Below are 20,271 nucleotides of genomic sequence, written 5' to 3'. Positions count from 1 at the left end.
CAACTATCTCAATTTTTCTCCGGCAGCTTATACTGGTTGATTGTTACATAAAGTGCAGGCAGGAAGATCAGCGTCAGAAGGGTCGCAACGAGCAATCCACCCATAATCGCGAATGCCATGGGCCCCCAGAATACCGTAGGGGCAATTGGGATCATACCCAGCACAGTCGAGACGGCTGTTAACATGATTGGCGTGAAGCGAGCGGACGACGCATCAAGAACCGCCTCTTGTATACTCTTCCCGTTTTTCCTCTCAGCCTCAATCTGCCCAATCAGGATCACCGCATTTTTAATGATCATTCCAACAAGAGCCAGCACACCTAGAATAGCAACAAACCCCAGCGGGCGGCCGGACACCAGCAAAGCAAGCACCACACCGATCAGACCGAGCGGGGCCACACTGACGACTAGTAGTGTCAGTGAAAAACGCCTTAGCTGGAACATGAGAACGACAAACATTATCAGAAGCATGGCAGGGACAACCGCCTTCACTGAAGCCAGTGACGCAGCGCTTTCCTCGACAGTTCCTCCAATTTCGATGTGATAATCCTGTGGCAGAGATTGTTGCAAATCCGCGATGGCAGGCGCTAACTGCTGAACAACGGTTTCAGGCAATGCACCTGCGATGATATCGGACTGAACGGTCAAACTTGGAGTTCTGTTTCGCCGCCATACCAGCGGGTAGCTCTGTTCGTATTCAAAACGTGCGAATTGGCTCAGTGGTACGGTTCGTCCGTCTCGCACCGGCACCTGAACTGTTCGCAAAGTATCAAGCGAAACGCGCTGCTCGTCCGTTGCGCGCAAAACGACATTGACCAGATAGATACCATCACGAACCTGCGTAACCGGCGCACCCGACACGACAGTGTTAAGAACGCGGCCAATCGTTTCGGTTGACAGTCCGAGCAATCGCGCCTTGTCCTGATCAATCTGAATACGAATTTCGCGTGAAGGCATCGCCCATTGGTAATTGACGGTTTCGGTCAAAGGATTGGTCGCAATGACCTCCGCCAGCTTATAAGCAATATCCCGTATCTGGCTCAAATCTGGACCAAGCACACGATATTGAATTGGCCACCCAACTGGCGGTCCAAGTTCAAGTGGGGAGACACGGCTGACGATATTTGGAAAGTCCTCTTCAAGCAGTTTTGTCAGCTTATCCTGCAGCCGAAGACGGGCTTCCACATCTTTGGCAACGACAACAGCTTGACCAAAAAAGTCATTGGGAAGCTTCGCATCCAAGGGAAGATAAAAACGCACTGCTCCCCTTCCGACATATCCGCTCCATCGTTCGACATCGGGATCGTCTTTTAAAATAACGTCCAGACGCTGCATTGCACGTTCTGTCGCGTATATCGATGCGTTTTGTGGCAATTCGAGATCAACAAGAAGCTCAGGCCTATCTGATGACGGAAAGAACTGGCGCGGGATAACAGGCAAAAGCAGAAGAGAAAGAACGAATAAGCCCAATGTGAGCGCAATTGTGATCCACTTCCATTGGAGTGCGAACGATAGAAAATGCCGATAGGATCGTATCACACGGCCGGGTTCAGCCCGCGCGTTTGTTGGCGTCTTGAGCACGTAGAGACCGATAAGCGGCGCAAAGACAACAGCGACAAACCAGGACACCACCAGCGCTATGCTAACCACAGCGAAAAGGCTGAATGTGTATTCACCCGCAGAGCTCGCTGCAAAGCCAATTGGGACAAATCCAGCGATCGTTACCAATGTGCCTGCAAGCATCGCAAAAGCATACGTCCTGAAGGCGTATACGGCCGCAATTTCCTTTGGCTCTCCAATCGCCAGCCTACCTAATGTCGCATCGGTAGTGGTCATAGCATCATCGACCATCAGTGCCAGTGCGATGATTAATGCCCCAAGGGAAATGCGTTGCATATCGATGTTGAACAGCAACATAATGGCAAATACGGCAGCAAGCGTCAGTGGGATCGTGATAGCGACCATGAGCCCAGCACGAACACCAAGAGCGATAAAGCTGACTATGAGAATAATGACGACGGCCTGTCCAAGGGACGTCATAAATTCGCCTATGGCACTACGTACCGTAACCGACTGATCCGCCACCAAATGCGGCTCAATTCCATGCGGCAAACTCGCGGTGATTTTTTGCATCTCGGCATTGATATTCTGCCCAAGCCGGAGAATGTCACCACCTTCACGCATTGCGATCGCCATACCAATTCCCGGCCCGCCGTTTACGCGAAACATTGGTTTCGGAGGATCAGAATAGCCGCGTGTAACAGTTGCGATATCTGCCAGCCTTATCATGCGGCCATTCACGGCAAAGTTGATATTTGCAATGTCCTGTTCCGTTCCAAATCCACCGGAAACATCAATTATAAGATTCTCATCGCCAGTCATAATAGTGCCAGACGGCTGTACAACATTCTGAGCCCGCAGGGCTGCAATCAATGCCGAGCGATCTATGCCAAGATTTGCAAGCTCCCGCATCGAAAACTCGACGAATATCTGTTCGTCCTGCTCTCCAAGCAGTTCGATTTTTGCGACATCAGGCACTTTAAGCAATTGTGAACGAGCGCTCTCGACATAGTCTCGCAACTGACGATGCGTAAAACCATCGGCTGTGAACCCATATATCAGGCCGAACGTGTCACCGAACTCATCATTAAAGCCCGGACCCACGACGCCTTGAGGTAACGTGTGACGCATATCAGCGACACGCTTGCGCACCACATACCAAGTATTTTCAACCTCCTTGGCACTCGCGCTGCCATCAAGATTGACGAATATGGTTGCGACGCCCGGACGCGTGAAACTGCGAACATTATCAAGGTGCGGCGTCTCTTGCAGCGTTCGTTCAAGTCGCTCGGTGACCTGCTGCAATGTATCCGTCATGTTGGCGCCCGGCCACGCAGCCTGCACAACCATTGTTTTGATAACAAAGGACGGATCTTCTGCGCGTCCAAGACGGCTATAGGCAAACAAGCCTGCACCCAAAACAACAATCATCAGAAAAATAACAAGTTGCCGTTCGCGAACAGCCCATGCTGAAAGATTGAAACCCATTATTTCCCCGCCGTGTTGAGCAGACGGACCTTTTGTCCCGGATACAATGCCTGTACGCCGGCCGTCACGACAATATCCCCAGCGCCCAAACCAGAAGCTACTCCGACGGAGACATTACCAAAACGGCCAATTTCGATATTCTGCAGGGCGACCGTATTCGTTTCGGGATTCAACACCCATACTGCTGGTGCATTGTTCACCGCAGTCAGTGCAGTGGCTGGAATTTCAATCAAGGAATAATTCTCAATGGTAACCTGCCCATTGATCGTAGAGCCAAGGCGCATCGCATCCGGTGCATTATCGAGGCCAACCCGGACACGAAACGTACGGGTTACGGGGTCTGCCTGCGGCGCAACTTCACGCACTCGCCCTGTAGCTTTGATCGATGGATCATCCGCAAGTGAGACAGTAATAACAGAATCCGGCGCAGCTTCCCTAAGTACCGATGCAGGTACATCAAATACGCCATCTCGCCCGTCCTGGCGCGCGAGTTGCACGATCATTTGTCCTGCCTGCACAATTTCACCGGGTTCAGCACCGCGCGCCGTCACAGTGCCAGGAGCGTCAGCAATCAGGTTTGTATAACCAAGATTATCCTCGGCGATTTTCACCTGCGCCTGTGCACTATCAACACCTGACAACGCCGTCTCCATTGCAGAGCGCGCGGCATCGTGACTGGAACGCGTCGTGAATCCATTGCGAAGCAACTGATCTTGACGGTTAAAAGCATTTCTCGACATTACGAGCTGGCTTTCCGCCGCAGCCAGCGCCGCGCGAGCAGAGCGGAGTGTATTCATCGCATTTTGCGCGTCCAAACGTGCGATCACTTGACCGGCTGTGACCCTGTCGCCAACATTAACGGCGCGTTCGATCATACGACCCGATACGCGGAACGCCATGGACGCCTCATCCTGCGCCTGTATTTGGCCGGTAAATGTTGATGTTTGCCCAGCCGCACCACGCTCGACAGTGGTTACCTGAACAGGCCTTATTTGCGGGGGCGCTTCGCTGGCTTCCTGCGAGCAGCCAGCTAGCAAAGCAACAGACGCAAACATCACCGCACGCAGTGAGAGTAACCCTCTGTCTCCGCATCCCCCATATCCACGAACAGAGTTGTTTAAAGTCCGCACGGCCACTTCCCTCATCAGCTTCATCATGTTTTTAACTCTGCTAAAGCTCACAATACACCCCCGAAAAGGAACGCGAAGAGCAGGACTGGAGCTTATAGGTCATGGAAACGACATGGCAACAAACCAGGCAGCCTGTGCCCTATGCTTGCCGTTTCACGCATTTCGCGTACTGAATGCACTTCCAAGATAAGAAATTCCTGCGATGAGAAGCGCTATTCCGGCAATTGAACCTGAAGGCAGCCCCTTCGTCAGCGGTAATTTCAGAATAAGAATAGCACTTGCTGTAAGCGCAATAAATCCGGAAAGGGTAAACCACCACCATCCCTTTTCCGGTCTGATTTTTATAGACATAGCAACTTGCAGAAATCCGTGCACGAATAATACGATGGCTATCAAAAGCGTAATCGCGAGGGCACCTTTGAGTGGATTGAGATAGATCATGACACCGCCCGTCAGCTCGACCGCACCAGACAACTCCTGCCAGACAAACCCTGTCCAGCTTTTTACCCAAAGTGATTGAATAATCTTGACGACGCCGATCCCCATCAGCACCACGCCAAAAATTGTGCTGGCTGCAAATTCAGAGTAGACAGGCAATAATAAACAGAGAACCCCACCGGATATAAGCAGGATAGCCAACCCCACAAAACCGACCCACTTCCGCTGTTCAGCGCTTTTGCGGTTCATTTTCGACTGGTGGCAACTATCCATTGTCATAACACTGAATCCATAAACATGTCTTTATAAGTCTTTAAGGATTAATCCTTTCAAGGCAAGCAAGAACACAATTCCTTTCAAATATAAAAATCAGGCAACGTGGAGATCATTGTGGAGGCAGATGATTTTCGTCCGCAAGTTTTGCCCAGCTCATTGATAAAATATTCAACCGCAAGCTCAATTGCGTCACAATACCCTCGACCATGTGATCACCTTCTTTACCCGCAAAAAGCGTCGTTTCTACCTCCACATCATTACTACCCTCCAGTCGATGACTTCGGATTGAGTGAAAGCGCAATTTTCGCTGATGAATTGCCTGAACGAGCAACGCTCGCACAGAAGTCTCGCTCTCGACAGGACACCGAAACTTCACAAGATAAAAATGTTCGGTTTCTGGAGCGACAAAGGAATAGCGGTCTATCAGCAACGTGATTTTAGGCAGAGAAATGTTCAGACATACAATAAAAAATGTAGTTTCAAAAGCGAGAAGCCATAGCCCATAACCAGTCAGAACGCCGACCGCACCGGTGCTCCATACGGTGGCAGCTGTGCTCAATCCTTTGATACTAGCGCCATCTTTGATGATAAGTCCCGCCCCAAGGAAGCCGATTCCTGTCACGACCTGGGCGCCGACTCTAAGATCATTCTCGATACCGAGAGCATTGGGAAGAGATGCATAAGCGGCAGCGCCAAGTGCCACAAGAGCATGTGTCGCAAGACCGGAATGCCGTTGTTTTAATTGACGTTCTAAGCCGATGACAGCGCCAAGCAAAAGCGCGACACTTAAATTAATCATAATAGATTGAAGCGCAACGACTTCCGACATGTACATCCTTTCCACCCGTAAATTACTCAAACCCTCAAAATTTTGCACCTCTTAGAAGCAGAGCATTCGACTTTCTCTATCCAACTGATTTTAAGTACTTATTTTGCCAAATCTGCTTAATATTCTGTGGTAGCGCTGTAGCGCTATGGTTAACGTTCTGAGATACGATCGATAACGCGCGCGGGCAGATGCAGAGCCAGTGAAGCCTGTTCTAAAGTACCCCGTCCAAGGGCAATAAACGCAGCATCCATACCGGCATATTCGTCTGTAATGAGACGGCGTAATAATGGCCCTGAACCAAGCAGTTTTATTAGCGTGCTAGAACTTGCAAACACACTGTGACCACCGCTATCGACCTGAGAAATATCAAGAACCTGCACATTCTTTTTTTGCAGGAAGGCTATATCATGGCCACTGCCAATACGTGGTTCACCCCCGGCCAGACGGCGCGAAATATCAAGCGCGCGATCCCGGCGGGAAACAACAATCGTGAAAGGTTGTGGCAGAGGGTTAATGTCTTCAATCTGGCTTCGGAAAAGATCGGGATCCAGATCAGGAGCAGCAAGCATAACCCCTTTGATGCTTTTTAGCACATCCTCGCGTTTTTCCAGTGACAGAGTTCTCAGTGCTTCCATGATAACGACGGCGCCCATTGAATGCCCGACCAGAACTATACCGTTCGCTTTGGTTTTGGTCACCAATTCGAGGGTTTGAGCCAAACCTTTTCGAGCAATAATTGCGCTGTCTCTGTCATAAAGATAGCGGGTAAACGATGCAGCCGAAGCCCAGGAAAAATGGATAGGCACACCACCAATCTGGTAGTCATGGACAATTTGCGCGTTACGGAAAAGACTTTCAGCAAAGTTGTTGTTATAACCATGTACAAAGATGAAAGCTTCGCTCTTTGCAACAGAGCTGTTTGCAATGCGCCGGTTTAATTCCGCCACAAATGCCGAACTGTCTTGCAACGGCTTATAGTTGAAAGCCGTAAAATGTCTGGTCACTTCGGGTCTGCTCGACGATGTGTCCACACTGCCTGGACGATGCGTTGCTGGGATGCGAACATCAACTTCTGAAAAATTTAAGCGGGTCGATCGTGTGCCTGAATAAGCAATATTTGCTTCATCTGTCGGCTCCCTGACTGTCGTAACCAGTAGGGGAACAACGGTTTGCGGAAACTTACTCTCAGGCGTGGCCGATTCGAGCCCCGTGACGGCCCTATTGCCCGCACAACCTGACGCTAAGTGCAGGATGAATACGAACATGATAACATGTTTCAATTTATATCCCACTCGAAATACGATATCGACCACTAAAGGCGTAGGCTGCTTGGATTTATCACGTGCTAATAGGATATGACCAGTTTGCAGGTTAATAGCGGCAGTCGTTGCTTCTCGTCCACTTATTTCGGCGTTCATGGATACGGATTTCTACGTAATAGGGCAGATCCATTCATATCACCATTGCCACCAAATAACTGTCAATTTATCAAGCATGTTTTGAGTGACAGAATCTTAATTTCATGCGTGTTTAATATGTTAACAGCTAAATTAAAAAACATCTAGGCACCAGTTTTTACGATAGAAGTGGTAAGCTAATAGGATTATATTCTAACCAACTGATGGCATCTTACTAAATCTTTTGACCGACGTAAAAGGGAATCAAATGGAACTATTATCTCCTCTTGTCGACCCTGATAAAACATTCATCTCAACAGGAAGTCTGCCTTCGGCTGACCGCGTTTCGAAACTCATCGCCGAGGCACACGAGCGTTTCAGCAGTGTTAACCTCGGTCAGAACTCTCAAGTTTACCCTGCTCTCGCGAATGTTCCAGCAAAACTTTTCGGTATCTGTGTTGTTAGTGTTGATGGCCATGTCTTCTCCGTCGGCGACGCTGATCACGAATTCACTATCATGAGTGTTTCAAAGCCTTTCATCTTTGCACTCATCTGCGATCTCATTGGTGCGACGGGTGCACGAGAACGTCTCGGAGTTAATGCAACAGGCTATGCGTTCAATTCACTCGCTGGGATCGAACGCGATCGGGAGGGGCGTACAAACCCGATGGTCAATGCAGGGGCTATCGCAACAACCAGCTTGGTTCCTGGAAAAAACGAAGACGAAAAGTGGCGTTTTATACATGAAGGTTTGTCCCGTTTCGCTGGGCGCAACCTTTCTATGAACGAAGAGGTTTATAATTCCGCATCAGAAACGAACTTCCGCAACCGCAGTATAGCTTGGATGCTCGAAAGCACCGGTCGCATCTTTAGCGATCCTGTAGAAGCGGTGGAGCTATATACACGACAATGTTCGTTGAATGTGAGTGCGAAAGATCTCGCTGTTATGGGGGCAACGCTGGCAAATGGCGGAGTTAACCCACTGACAGGTGAAAAGGTCGTGAAGCCCGATGTTTGTCATTACGCACTCGCCGTTATGCTCACTGCGGGTCTTTATGAGACGTCAGGCGACTGGCTTTACGAAATTGGATTGCCCGGTAAAAGCGGCATCGGTGGCGGCATAGTAACCGTTTCACCTGGCAAGGGGGGGTTAGGTACATTTGCTCCGCCACTCGATGAAGCAGGAAATAGCGTAAGGGGACAATTAACAGCGCAATTTCTTTCGCAGCGCCTTGGACTTGATCTGCTCATGTCCTCACCTGCAAGATAATCATTAATACACTCAAGAGTTTTCATAAAGCTCTATAAATCTGTCAAATTGCGAGAGGGAATTATCTGCGATGACAGCTTCAGTAAATACGTCATATTCTGAAAAACGCAATTCATGGCTCCCCATGATTGCGATCGCTTTCGGTCAAGCGATCATGTCTTTCAATGTGGCCTCATTACCCGTAGCACTTGGCGGGATGGTCGAGAGCTTCGGCGTAGCGCCTACGGTGATTGCTACCGGTATTGTCGCTTATTCGATGATTGTCGCAGGCTTCGTCATGCTTGGTGCCAAGCTCGTACAACGCTTTGGTGCATTGCACGTATTTCGAATTGCTGTCATCGTTTTCGGTGCAGCACAAATTCTGATGACGTTCAGTCCCAATTCAACAGCGATGATATCCGCGCAAGCGCTTTGTGGTGCAGCGGGCGCGGTGATCGTGCCTGCGCTTGTTGCTCTGATTGCTGAAAACTACCAAGGCACTCAGCAAGCCACGGCGCTTGGTGCATTGGGCTCAGCTCGTGCAGGTGCCGGCGTTCTGGCGTTTTTAATTGGTGGCGTGCTCGGAACGTATATTGGCTGGCGGCCGGTTTTCGGTATTCTGATTGTGGTATCTGCACTCGTTTTTTTCTTAAGCTTTCGTCTAAAGCCTGACCAAGGGCGTCCTGAAGTCAAAATTGATGGCATAGGCGTTGTGCTTGCAGCAGCAGCAATCATCTCTATCAGTTTCGGATTTAACAATCTAAACGGATGGGGCCTCTTGATCGCAAGAACCTCTGCACCCTTTGATATTCTGGGCCTCTCCCCCGCACCGGTTCTGATCATTTTCGGCATTGTATTGGGACAAGGCTTCTTTCTTTGGACTCGGCGTCGGGAAGCTAATAATAAAACTCCCCTGCTGCCACTTCAAGTTCTTGATTCACCACAGGAACGTGCAGCTGTCTTCGCAATGTTTGCAGTCGTCGCTCTAGAAGCTGCGCTTAATTTTTCGGTCCCGCTTTATATCCAGATCGTACAGGGACGCTCACCGCTAGCAACAGCTGTTGCAATGCTTCCATTTAACCTAACAGTCTTTTTCGCGGCCATGCTAATTGTACGCGTTTATGGAATATTGTCGCCTCGACAAATTGGCAGATTCGGGTTCGGGCTATGTGCAGTAGCGCTTATTTGGCTAGCCTTTGTCGTACGCAATGATTGGAGTTCAATACCAGTTCTGTTTGGACTTATTCTTTTTGGCATCGGACAAGGCTCGCTCGTGACTCTCCTTTTCAACGTTCTGGTTACTTCATCACCAAAGGAACTGGCTGGAGATGTCGGCTCTTTGCGTGGAACCACGAACAATCTTGCGGCAGCGGTGGGTACTGCGGTTGCCGGTGCGTTGCTCGTTGGACTACTCAGCAGCGCCGTTATGCGGCAACTGGCCCAGAACCCGACACTGCCGATTGAAATCCAATCAGAAGTTAATCTGGACAGCATCACCTTCGTCAGTAACGATCAGCTGGCCAGTGTGATTGCGACCACATCTGCAACACCTGAACAAAAAGCCGAAGCACTCAAAATTAATACAGAGTCTAGACTATTGGCTCTTAAAATAGGTTTCCTGATTATGGCAGGACTTGCACTCATTGCAATTCTGCCGGCAGGTCGTTTACCAAACTATAGACCCGGTGAAATACCGACACCATAAGTCTCCGTTGAGCAGAGAGGGCCGCAGAAGCTGCCCTTTCTACTCGACATATGGACTGTCAAGGTTTTATTCAGCCTCAATGAATACACTATAATCATTAACGGTAAGCCCGATTTTCCATGCACGTTGTCGGCTGCTTTATAGTCTTTTGCTTTGAGAGCGACATGTGGCTCATTAGAGTGCTGAGTTTTTGAAGATTTTGAACGTGAGCAGGTCGCTTATGCCGACGACTACATCCCCTTGCCGCAACTCATTGAGCGTGCGACGGGGTTAAGCGACTGTATCGACGCCGCAAGCACGGCATGTCAGCTTGAGACTTTAGATCATGGCGCTGACTCTGGTTCCTTTGACTGTATCAATGAACAGACACGATTTCCAACCAGTGGCAAAACTCTGATCTGGCGTTCTAGAATGTTATTTTTTGATCGGCATCCTGCCGTCGCTGGTGACGTGCTCCCGTTAAATTAGGCCATTCAGAACTGGAATTTTCCACTTATGATCCCTTATCCGGGAGAAGGAGAGTTCCATGAAGGCATCGACGTTTTCAGAGGCGCAGATAGCATTCGTTTTGAAGCAAGCAGAGGATGGCACGCCGATTGGTGAGGTTTGTCGGAAGGCAGGTATTTCAGACGCCACGTTTTATAACTGGCACAAGAAATATGCGGGCCTGATGCCATCCGAGATGAAGCGGTTGCGGCAACTCGAGGAGGAGAATGCCAAGCTGAAGCGGATCGTTGCTGATCTGTCTCTGGACAAGGCCATGCTTCAGGATGTTTTGGCAAAAAATGTATGGTCCGCCTCGTCCGTGCAAGGGGTTTGATGGTCCTGACGGTTCCAGTCTGCATAAATGTATCCGGCCTCTCGCGAGTGGACTGTTGTTACAGTCAGGCCATGATGAGATCCGCGCGCACCGTTCTCGAATAACTGGTTCGGGCGCCAAGCCCGCTTTTTTGCCCAGAGCTTACGCTGCGCTGATCAACTGTCTCGTCATCACTATCCCGCTCCTCGCAGTCTGTCGCTGGATCAGGTTTTTGCCGGATCCTGACGATTGTAGATCGCGCCCGGTCGGGTCATAATCACCCATGCGACGCGTGCAATTTTGGCAGCAAGAGCGACCGCCGCCTTGTTATTGTGCATCCTGGCCTGAAGCCCGTCCAGCCACACGCCGAGCCGGTCTCTCGTTCGATCAAGATGGAGAAGGCATGTTCGTGCGCCGTGGATCAGTAATCGTCGCAGATATGAACTGCCCCGCTTGCTGATACCCAGTAATGTGGTTTTCCCTCCAGTTGAATGCTCTCGCGGAACAAGTCCCAACCAGGCGGCCATGTCGCGAGCCCTTTTGAACTGGCGACCCGTTCCCGCTGCTGCCAATAGCCCAGTAGCAGTCAATGCCCCGATGCCGGGAACAGTCATGAGGCGACGGGCGGTATCGTCCGCGTCGGCCGCTGCTTCGATCTGACGGCTCACTTCAGCAATTCTTTGCTCAAGATAGCGAATGTCTTCGAAGAGAGACATAAGCAACTGCCGCATTGGTGCCGACAGGTCGTTGTCCTCATCCTCCAGGACCCTTGGCATGTTCGCCTTGAACTTACCCGCCCCCTGATGCATCGCAATGCCGTATTCGAGGCAGAAGGCGCGCATCTGGCATATAACCCGGGTGCGCTGAGCCACGAGGCGGTCCCGTACTCTATGCAGTGCCTGAACATCGATCTGATCAGACGTACGCACCTCGACAAACCGCATTGTTGGCCGTGTCACGGCCTCGGCTATAGCTTCGGCATCAATGATGTCACTTTTGTTGGATTTGACGAAGGGCTTCACAAACTTTGCAGCAACAATTCGAACTGTGTGGCCAAAGCCTTGAAGCTTCCTCGCCAGCCACTGTGAACCGGGGCATGCCTCCATTCCAACGATTGTCGGCGTAGCTCTTTCGAAGAATTGCAGGACAGTGTCACGCCGGAAAGTCGCCTTTTGTATTGGATGACCAGCAGGGTCCAATCCGACGACGTGGAACACGTTCTTGCCAATGTCGACGCCGAATACGGCTGCTTCTCGGGGTTTGTTACGAACGCTCATGACGATCCTCCCTTTTTTGAGTTCGTCTCCCTTATGTGGGGTGGGAGGACGAGGCGGACCATCCCATTAGCTCTGAAGCCTGCACGCAGGCGAGCGCTTGTCGACACTATTAAGTCGGATCGGAAAGTCTCGGTAAGACGCGCCTGTTCGGTGCTCAAGATTGACCGGTCACTTTATGTCTACAAGTCAAAGCGCGGCGAGCAGGCTGAACTGAAGCTCAGGATCAAGGACATCTGTCAGATACGGGTTCGTTATGGGTATCGGCGCGTGCATGTGCTTCTCAAGCGTGACGGCTGGCCCGTTAATCCGAAGCGAATCTATCGTCTTTACAAGGAGATGGGACTTCAGCTGCGGAACAAGGTTCCCAAACGGCGTGTGAAGGCGAAGCTTCGCGCTGATCGCACAGATGCGACGCATTCCAACCATGTCTGGGCAATGGATTTTGTCCATGATCAATTGGCGACAGGACGGAATATCCGCATCCTGACGGTGGTTGAGACATTCTCACGCTTCTCGCCAGCAGTTGATGCCCGCTTTAGTTATCGTGGTGAGGATGTGGTGCAGACCCTGGAACGGATATGTTGTCAGATTGGTTATCCTGCGGTTATTCGTGTGGATAATGGCAGCGAATTTATCTCTCGTGACCTGGATTTATGGGCTTACCATAAGGGGGCTCGACTTCTCCCGACCCGGCAAGCCGACAGATAACAGCTACATCGAGAGCTTCAATGGCAAGTTCAGAGCCGAGTGCCTGAACGCCTATTGGTTCATGAGCCTTGACGACGCCCGCATTAAGATGGAGGATTGGCGTAGAGACTATAACAAATTCCGGCCACATAGCGCCATTGGCAATAAGGTGCCGATTTCGCTTATGAATGGCTCAACGGCATCCCTGCCGCTTTGAGCCTTAAACCCGGAAAATTCTAGTTCTCCGTGGTCCAAATTCGGGGTGCACCTCATGCGCAACAAGGCTCTGTTTCTGTTCCACTTCAATAGAACCAAAGCGTGACAGAGAGCATTGATTTAGAGCGTAGGTCTAATTCAGTCAGATTGAAACGCGCTCTAAACCAATGATGTGAAGAGGATTTAAAATTTTGCAGTCGCACTCATACGGAAAGTACGTCCGGGTGCAGGTGTCAAAGCCTCTGTCAGTGCATCAAGATAATAAAGATCGAAGACATTATCGATGCTTGCGTTGAGTGTTAGGCTCTCGCTCACCTTGTAAGATGCAAAGGCATCATAGACTTGATAAGAACGCCAGTCGCTTTCAATCCCAGTTCCGTGTCGCTTAATCGCGCGCTCTCCGGCGAATGATATACGCCCACCAGTGGTCAGCTTCTCATCAAGAAAACGAGCGCCAAGCGTGATCGACCCGCTATAGGAAGGCGGCACATAAACGCTCAGATAGTCATCGGGCGGCGTTGCTTCGACACACGAAGCGCTCTCCCCAACCTTCGCTGCGAAGCAATACTGGATATCAGTATAGCGATTGAGATTTGCGTCCGCGAAAAACCGCCCCGCATCATAAGAAAGGGACAGCTCGAAGCCCTTATATTTCGCCCCATCAATATTCGCGAATGTTCGGTAGGCGAATGGCAGGCCAGCACGGTTACCGTAAATTCTGACAATATAATCGTCATAGTCATTGTCAAAATAAGCCGCCTTGAAGCGTAGCTTATCATTGGCGATCAGAGCGTCATTCTTCAGATAATTGAGGCCAACTTCATAGTTGGTGGATTTTTCAGGTCTGAGATAGGGATTGGGTTCAATTTGTCCAGGCATCTCAAAGACAGTTTCGCGCACGCTTGGCGGACGCCAGCCTTTTGCATAAGTGGCAAACAGCTGCAGGCCATCTAGAGGCTCGACCGTAATGCCCAAACGCGGATTGAAGATATTACTTTGCAGCCCATCCGTCGGGTCTACTTCCTTGCGATCATTGGTCTGATAATCTTCATAGCGCAATCCGGCAGATAGTTTTAACCAATCAACAGGCTTATAATCTGCATTTGTAAAGATAGAAGCAACTGAGCGATCACCTTCAATACTCAACTGCGCGCCGGGGTTCTGGTTTATCTTCTCATACGCATATGTTGCGCCATACTTCACATCAAGTATGCCAATCTGTGTATCAAAATGCGATGTGTTCCAGATCTCGCCGCCAGTTGTATCAACTTTTGAAATGCTCGGTGAGCCTGTCAGGATTTCAATCGCGGCCCATTCGTCGGCAACTCTCGTATGCCAGAGATTGGCGTGAAAATCGATGAGATCATTGTCACTCGGGTTCCACGTATATTTGGCAGTGTACATGTCTGAAGTGACATGACTGAGATTCGCCTGATACGGATCCCAGCTATATTGCGAAAACGGGTTATTCATATCCCCGTATTCTTCGCCATAGGTACTGTCGTAACGAATATATCCAAGCTCAACTGTCTGATCATAATCGAAGTCGAACTTGCCCTTCAGCAACACGGATCGGGTGTCCTGAGACGTATTGTAGACTTCGCCACCAGGCTTTAAATCCGACATCGGATCCCAGTATTCAGCACCGCGAAACCCAAACCGCTTGACGAGCCTTTCACCATTTTTGCCAGCAAAATAATTGCCGTTGCGCCGATAGGCGAATGCGCCGGTGAGTTCGAAATCCTCATTTCTCGCCGCGAGTGCAATACTCCCCACCCGATTGCCGCTATCCAGCCAGTCATTGCCATCAAATCGCTGTTTAATCTCGTTGGGTGGTGCAACATAAGGGCCCGGATCAATGCTGTTGCCTCCAAAACCACCTTTGATCTTCATGCCATAGGATTTGCCTTCCAGCAGAATATCATCCGCATTAAGTGTGCGCATATTCACCACGCCGCCCATCGCGCCGCTGCCAAAAGGACCACCCGAAGGCCCCTTTTCGACTTCGATACCACCGATGAATTCCGGATCAACAAAGGTTCGGCTGCTCATCCCTTTATATCCACGATAGGTCGAGGAACTTTGTTGGGCGCCATCAACCAGTGTGGCAACGCGGTTCATACCCTGCAAACCCCGTATATTCACATTCAGCGACTGGCCTGTGCGATTGCCTGCGGAAAACACGCCTGGCGCATTGCGGAACATGTCGCCGGGGCTTGAAGGTGGTACGCGGCCTATCTGCTCTGCACTTATATAAGCTCCTGAACCTGCCGTTTCATAGGGGGCATCGGCAGGCGACGCACCTCGTCCACCCGTGACAGTGATTGTATCAAGTAACAATGATCCATTGGCATCAGCAGGTGCTCCCTGAGCGGACGAGCTGCCGGAACGTCCTGTGACAGTGACGGTATTACCATTGGTGAAATGGTAAGACAGCCCGGTATCTCTAAGCAGCGCTGCAAGGGCTGCTTCGCGTGTCATAGTTCCTGTCACGGGCGAGCCGCTGATCCCACCGGCTGATGCATCCTGAAAGACGACCGAAATCCCGGTAATATTAGAAATATCATTGAGAGCCTGCCGCACCGGCCTTGCAGATATTTTGAAATTATACGTCTGCTGTGTTGCCGTTTGTCCGAGTGCGGGCAAAACGGGGCTTGCGACTGTCCAACCCATCGCAAGAATTGTCGTTGCCATCAGCGCAACAATCCGACCGCGCGCCCGCTTACCATTTCTCATGAAAACAAACCCTCTCATTACCTGAACAGGAGAGGAAGCCATGCTTTCAATATTGCGTCCCTCTCAATCAGTTACACGTTTGGGAGCAATCAGATACACACTAAAACTTGACTCTTTTTTACAAATAAACACAAGTCATTGTATTTATTGGAAATAATTATCAGTTACGGACTAATGATCACAAGTTTACCGGTCAGATGGCTGATCCTGAAGCCTACAGTTGCTTGAAGGGATGCAAGAGCACTGTCTGAATCCTCAAGCGGCAAGTTGCCACTCACCAGTTGATCGGCAAGCCCATTGCCTAGGACAACGATCCGGCCAGAGCGGTATCGACCAATTTGATTCAGAATATCGCCGAGCCGCGCCTGATCAAATATGAGGCGTCCTTTCTGCCAGGCCATTGCTTCATCAATGGCAATCGGATGAACCGAACCAAGGCCAACATTATCATAGCCAACGCCTTGTCCGGCTTCCAGTTTTGCGCTTTGTCCATCCGCTTCAGACGACACGATAACGTGCCCTCTGGCAAGATTGACTGCCACGTCCTTTCCTAGGATCTCAACTGAGAACGCGGTGCCGGTCACACGCGTTTCGCCACGACCGGCATCGACCACAAACGGTATTTCTGACGACTTGACATCGAAATAGGCTGCACCGCGCAAAAGTTTTACGCTGCGCTTTTCAGCCGTCATGTCGGTGGACATAGCACTATCAGCATCCAGCAAGACGGTTGAGCCATCTGGCAGAGTGATTGTCTGACGTTCGGCGCGCGCTGTTACGTAATCGGCTGAGAGATTTTGCAAAAAATGTGGATTCTCTATCCAGACATCAAACCCGACCAGTGCTGCAACAAGTATACCTGCAACACCCGCGAGGGCATTGCGCACGCGACGGCGCTTACGCACCTGTTCGATAGCATCAAGATAGCCGCTTAGCTGAGCTGCATCTTCAGAGGCAATCATCGCGCTGGGCAGATCGGCATCAACCCATCGCGAACTAATCCGCCGATAAGCTTCATTATGAAGAGGGCTTTTATTCAACCAAACTTCAAAGTTTTTCTGGTCAGCAGACGACGGCTCGCCATTGATACGGGTAAACCATGCAATCGCTTCCTGGTGGATGTTTTCCATGACCCGCTCCGGCGATGAATGTCTGTCAATCACCATGAAGAGTGTTTCCAGTCTTCAGCCATGCACCCATATAAAATAAGGCGCTGGATTGCAGCAATTCATTCATAAGCCTCACAGAGACCGCTCCTGAAAACCGATACAGGCGATCATGGCGCGGGCCATATGCTTTTCGACCGCACTGCGCGATATCCCAAGTACTTCTGCAATTTCCGAGTATTTACAGCCATGAACCTTGTTCAACAGAAATATATGTCGCGTCCGCTCCGGCATTTCACGGATGATATTATCCAGCTGTCGTACAGCATCGCGTATTTCGACAAGATCATAAGGCGTTGCTATTGGGGCTGAACACTGCTCAGGCAGAATATTGGCAGCATAAGCTGAACGGACGCGCTCCGCGCGCACGTGATCAACAATCGCGTTGCTGACTGAACGGTTAAGATAAGCAACATCGCTGTCAAGACTTCCAGTACCCCGCTCCCACAGTCGCAAGAATACGTCCTGAACTATATCAGCGGCCACGGATTGTGATCCGAGGCGTCGAGCTACACGTTTCAGAAGACTGGGCCGCTTATCACCATACAAAGTCTCAATTTCATTGCGAGCAACCATCGCACCCCACTCAATTTTCGCAACGCAAATTCGAATGATTATTACTTCGAATTTAGGCCCCCTATGTCGTTCAACATACGTCTCCCGTTAAATTCCTTGCGAAAGACAGGTTATCGACAACCAACCATAAAACTTGCCTATTAATCTCATATTTAGGGAAATATCAAATCAAATTGCAAGACTTTTACTGGAGCAACGCCGCAGGTTGATATATTTTCCATCCCTATCGAAGCCTATTGGTCCAATAGCCGGAGTGGCTACGTGTAAGAAGTTGAATTTTGCACATACGGCCCAGACATAGCGGGATACCCTCCGGCGGTATTGCCAAGTTGTTAGAGTTAGGATGCACGAAATGGCAGTGTTACGTTAAACGGCGTACAGACGTAAGTCATTCTTTGACTCCCCTTTTATGCGGATTTCAAGCGAGGCATTTCACGCCAAATGTTTGTGGCGGCATGTCTTAATTCACGGTAATCGGTGGCGACGGATGTAATGCAGATTGTAAATGCGATCGTGAATGGAAGCGAACTTTTGTAAATGTCGCGCTGATTTAAAGCGCTTCATGATCCGCTTTCGTCGTTGGATCGGCTGATGCGAATTCTCTAACTGATTTTTCAAACCTTTATGCTGGCGATGATCGCAAACACCAAGGCCTATTGCTCGTCTGAAAGCGCCATATGATCTTAGTCTATCAGTGACCATAATCCGTTGTGCGAAGCCCTGAGTACAGAGCAGCGTGCACATGAAACGCTTGGCTGCGTTGGCATCGCGACGTTTATGAACAAGGACATCCAGCACGAAGGGCCCTGTCGCAAAAATTTCAGCGCCTGCAGATCGGCCTTATCCCTGGACGCAATTATGCTGCGAGCTCTGCAAAGACTGTGAATGGCGAGAGATTGCCATTCACGAATTGGTTTTTGCGGATCATATGCGCCACTTCAATTCGGGCAATGGTAGCTGCAGCTGAATGAAATGCTTTGAAGCCTAACATGTGTTTGGTGATCCGCTTAATGAACCGATGATCCTGCTCAGGATGTTGTTGAGATATTTAACCTGCAGGATTTCCATCATCTTGCCCGTGCCCGTGATTTTCAGGATCGTATTTACAGCTTGTGCGCCAGCCAGGTTCGCCCCGCTCTAATCAATGCGACCTTGTGCGGAACACCATTGCGTGCGATGGCTTTCTTAAAGAAACGCCTTGCTGCGCTGAGATTTCGGTGCTCAGAGAGCATGAAGTCAAGAGTTTGGCCATCACGATCTGCGGCTCTATACAGATAGATCCATTTCCCTTTGACCTTTATATACGTCTCGTCGACCCGCCAGGAGCCAACCGTTGGCCGCTTACGCTTCTGTGCCTGATCAGCAATCTGTGGGGAGTATCGAACAACCCATGGGTTCAATGTCGCATGATCAACAACAACGCCGCGTTCAGCCATTATTTCCTGAAGGTCACGATAGGAAACGGGATAACGAAGGTAGAAGAACACAACATAAAGGATGACACGTTTGGGAAAATGCGCCCCTTTGAAATTGATGGCCATTTCTTTGTACCGCGCCTGATGTTTCGAACGGATCAGGGAATAACGCAACAGAAGTGAAAATTTTCGACATAACCCTCCAACCTCTGCCCCAAACAGCCTGCCGATCAATCACCTTTGATTGTGGTACAGAGTTTCCAGAGTGGTCCTATATATGGAAGAACGCATCAAAAATGGTTGATGGCTAAAGAAATTGAAGAAAAAGCATTGTGCATGAAACAAGTTAGGATATCAGACATATTCAAGTGAGACACGGCTATTTCTAAGTGGCGGTGTAGACATTCTCATCGGATGGAGCATTTTCTTGGCAGTCGGTCGTCAATCCATGCCGCCGCTCAATGCGCTTGTGGTGTTTGACAGTGCAGCGCGTCTTGGCAGCTTCTCGCGTGCCGGCCTTGAACTTGGCCTTACACAGAGTGCGGTCAGCCGTCAAATTGGCAAACTCGAAGCCTTTATCGGCTCAAAACTCTTCAATCGTCTGCCTATCGGCGTACAATTAACGGCAATTGGCGAAAGCTATGCCTCTGAAGTCAGCCGCCTGCTAGGAGACCTAACAGCCGTAACGGACGGTTTACGGGCATGGACAGGTCCGCGTCAGATTACTATTGCCTGTTCACGCGGCATTGCCGATCAGTGGTTTCTGACACGTGTCGGCATGTTGAAAACCGAAATTCCGGGTATCGAAATCAGGCTGCGGGTCACGGATGACGTAGCGCATTTGCGGCTGGATGAATTTGATCTCGCCCTTTTTTATCGAAAAGAACGGCCTATCGGGGTCAACCTGACAATTCTGGGACGTGAAGAGGTCGTGCCGGTTTCAGCCCCCGGTTGCGGCAATATCATGGAATTGGAAGCTCCCGTCCTGCTGGCTATTGAAGATACAATGCGCGATTGGCAGGGATGGCCGGAGTGGTGGCAAGATGCAAAATTGTCACCACCCACCGGGGCATTGGAGTGGCGCCTTGGCGATTATGGGCTTTGCGTCGCTGCCGCAACTCAGGGCATCGGTATCACGCTGGGCTGGACATGGCTTATCAAAGAACAGCTTGCAGCAGGTACTCTTGTGCCTGTTCACGACCACATGATGCGCTCAGATGCGTATTTTTATCTGATGCGACCAGCGGACCGTCACCAGCGTAGAATCGTTCGTGAAGTGTCTGAATGGCTCATCGCAAGCAATGGAAATGAGCCAATCACATAAAGAT

12 protein-coding genes and 4 pseudogenes are annotated in these 20,271 nt (G+C 50.2%); 5 read left to right on the top strand and 11 right to left on the bottom strand.

The window, feature by feature from the left end:
* Positions 1–8: 8 nt before the first annotated feature.
* The 5 genes from U2P60_RS21135 to U2P60_RS21115 form a co-directional block, all read right to left on the bottom strand.
* Positions 9–3,047, bottom strand: coding sequence for an efflux RND transporter permease subunit (locus U2P60_RS21135; protein WP_413574328.1), 3,039 nt, complete (start codon positions 3,045–3,047; stop codon positions 9–11).
* A complete protein-coding gene (locus U2P60_RS21130; protein ID WP_413574327.1) occupies positions 3,047–4,204 on the bottom strand; it encodes an efflux RND transporter periplasmic adaptor subunit in 1,158 nt (385 codons plus the stop codon). Before U2P60_RS21130 ends, U2P60_RS21135 begins: the two co-directional genes overlap by 1 nt.
* Before the next feature lie 126 nt (positions 4,205–4,330).
* Positions 4,331–4,864, bottom strand: a complete 534-nt coding sequence (locus U2P60_RS21125) for an HdeD family acid-resistance protein (RefSeq protein ID WP_413574326.1) — start codon at positions 4,862–4,864, stop codon at positions 4,331–4,333.
* Positions 4,865–5,000: 136 nt separating this feature from the next.
* On the bottom strand, positions 5,001–5,720 hold the full coding sequence (locus U2P60_RS21120) for an MgtC/SapB family protein (RefSeq protein ID WP_413574325.1): 720 nt from the start codon (positions 5,718–5,720) through the stop codon (positions 5,001–5,003).
* 149 nt (positions 5,721–5,869) lie between these two features.
* On the bottom strand, positions 5,870–7,138 hold the full coding sequence (locus tag U2P60_RS21115) for an alpha/beta hydrolase (protein ID WP_413574324.1): 1,269 nt from the start codon (positions 7,136–7,138) through the stop codon (positions 5,870–5,872).
* A gap of 247 nt (positions 7,139–7,385) precedes the next feature.
* On the opposite strand from U2P60_RS21115, the gene glsA reads away from it, so the two are divergent.
* The 3 genes and pseudogenes from glsA to U2P60_RS21100 all read left to right on the top strand — a co-directional run.
* Positions 7,386–8,387, top strand: a complete 1,002-nt coding sequence (gene glsA / locus U2P60_RS21110) for a glutaminase A (RefSeq protein ID WP_413574323.1) — start codon at positions 7,386–7,388, stop codon at positions 8,385–8,387.
* A 70-nt stretch (positions 8,388–8,457) separates the two neighbouring features.
* Positions 8,458–10,071: an MFS transporter gene (locus tag U2P60_RS21105; protein WP_413574322.1), complete on the top strand. Its 1,614-nt coding sequence runs from the start codon at positions 8,458–8,460 to the stop codon at positions 10,069–10,071.
* A gap of 526 nt (positions 10,072–10,597) precedes the next feature.
* Positions 10,598–10,855: pseudogene (locus U2P60_RS21100) on the top strand (transposase); the annotation flags it as partial.
* A 239-nt stretch (positions 10,856–11,094) separates the two neighbouring features.
* Here the strand turns inward: U2P60_RS21100 and U2P60_RS21095 are convergent.
* Positions 11,095–12,147 (bottom strand): IS110 family transposase, encoded by a 1,053-nt coding sequence (locus U2P60_RS21095; protein WP_413574321.1) that lies wholly within the window; start codon positions 12,145–12,147, stop codon positions 11,095–11,097.
* Positions 12,148–12,216: 69 nt separating this feature from the next.
* Between U2P60_RS21095 and U2P60_RS21090 the strand changes: the two are divergent.
* A pseudogene (locus U2P60_RS21090) lies at positions 12,217–13,051 on the top strand (IS3 family transposase); the annotation flags it as partial.
* A 182-nt stretch (positions 13,052–13,233) separates the two neighbouring features.
* Here U2P60_RS21090 and U2P60_RS21085 read toward each other — a convergent pair.
* The 5 genes and pseudogenes from U2P60_RS21085 to U2P60_RS21065 form a co-directional block, all read right to left on the bottom strand.
* Complete coding sequence (locus U2P60_RS21085) at positions 13,234–15,786, bottom strand: TonB-dependent receptor domain-containing protein (protein WP_413574320.1); 2,553 nt, start codon at positions 15,784–15,786, stop codon at positions 13,234–13,236.
* A 164-nt stretch (positions 15,787–15,950) separates the two neighbouring features.
* Positions 15,951–16,916 (bottom strand): FecR family protein, encoded by a 966-nt coding sequence (locus U2P60_RS21080; protein ID WP_413574319.1) that lies wholly within the window; start codon positions 16,914–16,916, stop codon positions 15,951–15,953.
* Between the two features lie 111 nt (positions 16,917–17,027).
* A complete protein-coding gene (locus U2P60_RS21075; protein ID WP_413574318.1) occupies positions 17,028–17,528 on the bottom strand; it encodes an RNA polymerase sigma factor in 501 nt (166 codons plus the stop codon).
* 407 nt (positions 17,529–17,935) lie between these two features.
* Positions 17,936–18,329 (bottom strand): annotated as a pseudogene (locus U2P60_RS21070) (DDE-type integrase/transposase/recombinase); the annotation flags it as partial.
* Between the two features lie 55 nt (positions 18,330–18,384).
* Positions 18,385–19,069, bottom strand: a pseudogene (locus U2P60_RS21065) (DDE-type integrase/transposase/recombinase); the annotation flags it as partial.
* Between the two features lie 301 nt (positions 19,070–19,370).
* Between U2P60_RS21065 and U2P60_RS21060 the strand changes: the two are divergent.
* Positions 19,371–20,267 (top strand): LysR substrate-binding domain-containing protein, encoded by an 897-nt coding sequence (locus tag U2P60_RS21060; RefSeq protein ID WP_413574317.1) that lies wholly within the window; start codon positions 19,371–19,373, stop codon positions 20,265–20,267.
* Positions 20,268–20,271: the final 4 nt, after the last annotated feature.

Origin of the sequence: Brucella sp. H1_1004, from assembly GCF_047308065.1 — a bacterium.
GTDB lineage: Bacteria > Pseudomonadota > Alphaproteobacteria > Rhizobiales > Rhizobiaceae > Brucella > Brucella pseudogrignonensis_B.
Note: the sequence above shows the minus strand (reverse complement) of the source record. Positions and strands in the feature narration are given on the sequence as shown.

Excerpts from the sequence above, each read along its gene's own strand:
- U2P60_RS21080 (WP_413574319.1), bottom strand. The coding sequence starts at position 16,916 with ATGGAAAACATCCACCAGGAAGCGATTGCATGGTTTACCCGTATCAAT.
- U2P60_RS21095 (WP_413574321.1), bottom strand. The coding sequence starts at position 12,147 with ATGAGCGTTCGTAACAAACCCCGAGAAGCAGCCGTATTCGGCGTCGAC.
- U2P60_RS21105 (WP_413574322.1), top strand. The coding sequence starts at position 8,458 with ATGACAGCTTCAGTAAATACGTCATATTCTGAAAAACGCAATTCATGG.
- U2P60_RS21085 (WP_413574320.1), bottom strand. The coding sequence starts at position 15,786 with ATGAGAAATGGTAAGCGGGCGCGCGGTCGGATTGTTGCGCTGATGGCA.
- U2P60_RS21130 (WP_413574327.1), bottom strand. The coding sequence starts at position 4,204 with ATGATGAAGCTGATGAGGGAAGTGGCCGTGCGGACTTTAAACAACTCT.
- glsA (WP_413574323.1), top strand. The coding sequence starts at position 7,386 with ATGGAACTATTATCTCCTCTTGTCGACCCTGATAAAACATTCATCTCA.
- U2P60_RS21075 (WP_413574318.1), bottom strand. The coding sequence starts at position 17,528 with ATGGTTGCTCGCAATGAAATTGAGACTTTGTATGGTGATAAGCGGCCC.
- U2P60_RS21120 (WP_413574325.1), bottom strand. The coding sequence starts at position 5,720 with ATGTCGGAAGTCGTTGCGCTTCAATCTATTATGATTAATTTAAGTGTC.
- U2P60_RS21135 (WP_413574328.1), bottom strand. The coding sequence starts at position 3,047 with ATGGGTTTCAATCTTTCAGCATGGGCTGTTCGCGAACGGCAACTTGTT.
- U2P60_RS21115 (WP_413574324.1), bottom strand. The coding sequence starts at position 7,138 with ATGAACGCCGAAATAAGTGGACGAGAAGCAACGACTGCCGCTATTAAC.
- U2P60_RS21125 (WP_413574326.1), bottom strand. The coding sequence starts at position 4,864 with ATGAACCGCAAAAGCGCTGAACAGCGGAAGTGGGTCGGTTTTGTGGGG.